Annotated in this window: 3 protein-coding genes; 1 reads left to right on the forward strand and 2 read right to left on the reverse strand. The window is 59.7% G+C overall.

Features of this window, described 5'->3' with window-relative positions:
* Window positions 1–9: 9 nt before the first annotated feature.
* The gene (locus JJQ90_RS26680; protein WP_216879295.1) at window positions 10–867 is read right to left on the reverse strand and encodes an IS1 family transposase; all 858 of its coding nucleotides are present in this window, start codon (window positions 865–867) and stop codon (window positions 10–12) included.
* A gap of 123 nt (window positions 868–990) precedes the next feature.
* On the opposite strand from JJQ90_RS26680, the gene JJQ90_RS26685 reads away from it, so the two are divergent.
* Window positions 991–2,037, forward strand: coding sequence for a P63C domain-containing protein (locus JJQ90_RS26685; protein ID WP_216879293.1), 1,047 nt, complete (start codon window positions 991–993; stop codon window positions 2,035–2,037).
* Here JJQ90_RS26685 and JJQ90_RS26690 read toward each other — a convergent pair.
* The gene (locus JJQ90_RS26690; protein WP_216879294.1) at window positions 2,034–2,258 is read right to left on the reverse strand and encodes a hypothetical protein; all 225 of its coding nucleotides are present in this window, start codon (window positions 2,256–2,258) and stop codon (window positions 2,034–2,036) included. The two genes, JJQ90_RS26685 and JJQ90_RS26690, sit on opposite strands and share 4 nt — an antisense overlap.
* Window positions 2,259–2,343: the final 85 nt, after the last annotated feature.

A 2,343-nucleotide genomic window follows, 5' to 3' on the forward strand; every position in this document is an offset into this window, starting at 1 on the left:
GGTAGTGGGTCAGTTTGATTTCTGACCCTGACTCTTTTCCCATTCCTCCAAAACCACCACCATATCGGCCAGTTCCCAAAGCTTGGCGCTCACGCCGGCCGCCATCGCGGGCGTGCAGCGCAGGGTCTGGTGAATGCGAACGAAGTTGTAGTGCATGAAGTAGATGGCCAGGGCGTGAGAGTGGTTCTCCGCCTTCTTGCTGAACGCGTTGGTCAGGCGGGTGAAGCGGCGCATCCCCATCCGCATGGAGAGGTTGGACCGCTCCACGAAGCTGGTCGAGACGTGCTTCGGATCGGGGCGGCCTTCCACGCGGCGCTGTTCGGCGCCAACGCATTCGCCGGGGCTGTAGCGCCCGGTTGCGCCGCTCGGCTCGCCATAGATTTTCACCAGCATGGCGTAGTCGATATCGGCGCCGAATGACTGTTCCACCGCCTCAAGATAGGGCTTGTGGCCGTCGCTGGTCAGTTGCACCCGGTTGGCCAGCCGCAGGGCCAGGTCGCCGATGAAGTGCTGCGCGGCAGCGCCGTCGCGGGCGCCGACATACCAGCTCGGGATCAGCTTCGTGTCGGCGTCGATGGCCGTCCACGTCCAGATGTCGCCAGCGCCCTCAGGGGCAGCCTTGGCGCCCGCGACGTTCTTCTGCTTGGCATAGACGAAGGACCAGATTTCATCGACCTGGACCCGCTTGCAGGTCAAGCCGCGCATGGTGCGGTCCTGGTAGTCACTGAACGCCTCGCCCGCATCGGCCAGCAGCTTCGCGATGGTGTTCTTGCTGGCGCCCGTCATGCGCGCGATGGCCCGCAAGGCCATGCCTTCGACCATCATGCCGAGGATTTGGGCGCGGGCTTCGCGGGAGAGCTTGTTCATGCCGGGCATGATATGACCCTTTATGCTTGGCGTCAAGCATGATCCCGCAGATCAGGTTCTGCTTGCACCGTAATTCGTGCAAGCAGTATGCTTGCGTCGTGGCGATGCAAGCAAGAGGTTGGCATGTCAGATCAGGAAGCGGCACCAGACCCGAAGAAGTCGGCGGGAGGCAGGGCTCGGGCGAAAGCGCTCTCTCCCGAAGACCGGAGCGCCATCGCTCGTAGAGCGGCCATGGCGAAGCACGGGATGCACAAAGCAATTGCGGAAGGCGCAATCATCATCGGAGATATCAAAATCCCCTGCGCTGTCCTGGACGATGGCAGCAACACGCGGGTGCTTACCCAAGAAGGCTTTCTAGGAGCCATCGGCCGAGCGGGAAAAGCCAAAGGCGGCGAAGGAGCTACGGTCGACGGGATGCCCGCTTTTTTGCGCGCCGGCAACCTAAAACCGTTTATATCCAACGACTTAATTGCGTCGACAAGTCCGATAGAGTTTGTGCCGCTTCGGGGGCCGGGCTACCAGGGGCGCGCCTTCGGGTACAGAGCGTCACTGCTGCCTGCGGTGTGCTGGGTCTACCAAGACGCGCTGGTCGCACAGAAGCTTCTGCCAAGCCAAACCCACATTGGAAAGGCGTGCCGCGATTTCTTGAAGGCGCTTACCAACTACGCGATCGATGACCTTGTGGATCGCGCCACCGGCTTTGAAGACATTCGAAAAAGAAAAGCCATAGATGAGATCATTCAACGATACGTTCAAAAAGATGCCCAAAAATGGGTGCGCATGTTCGATCTGGATTTTTATCGCCATATATTTAGACTGAATGGCTGGCCGTTTAACCCGGAAACCACCGCGCGCCCTGGGGTCATTGGGCACTGGACCAACGACATATATGATCGACTAGCACCGGGGGTGACTGCCGAACTGCATTCAAAAGTAAAAAGAAATGCCAGAGGGAAGCCCACCGAAAAAATCGGCTGGTATTTGACCCCAGAAGAAGGAAAGCCAAGCCTCAAGGCCCTCCTAGAAGGAGTTAAGCTCCTTATGAGGCAATCCAAGACCTGGGATGAGTTCAAGGAAAAATTGGATGAGTATTACCCTAGCTTCAAAGACAAGCAGCTAAGCTTGCCCGTGGGGCAAGGAGTATTCTATCTTCCCAAACCAAAGGACTAAGGGGTTCCCCACCGCTTGGCGGCAGCCTTCTTAGCTATCTCCGCCCGCCGCTCGGCCGTCATTCCGGCCGAGCGGGCCGCTGCGCCCTTACGGCCCATCTCGGCGGCAGCCGGGTCCTTCCCATCATCAACCTTGTCCACGACCTCGCCGGTCGCGATGTCGCCTATGAGCTTCGCCAGGGCGATGGGGTCGCGGGGGCGGGGGATGCGCTTCTCTGCCATGTGCTCAGTATGCCACCCGGCCCGCCGCGACGCACGCCTTGCCTGAGCGGAATATATTCAGGGCCGGTCAAACTGACCCACTACC

Origin of the sequence: Falsiroseomonas oleicola (genome assembly GCF_019029495.1) — a bacterium.
GTDB lineage: Bacteria > Pseudomonadota > Alphaproteobacteria > Acetobacterales > Acetobacteraceae > Falsiroseomonas > Falsiroseomonas oleicola.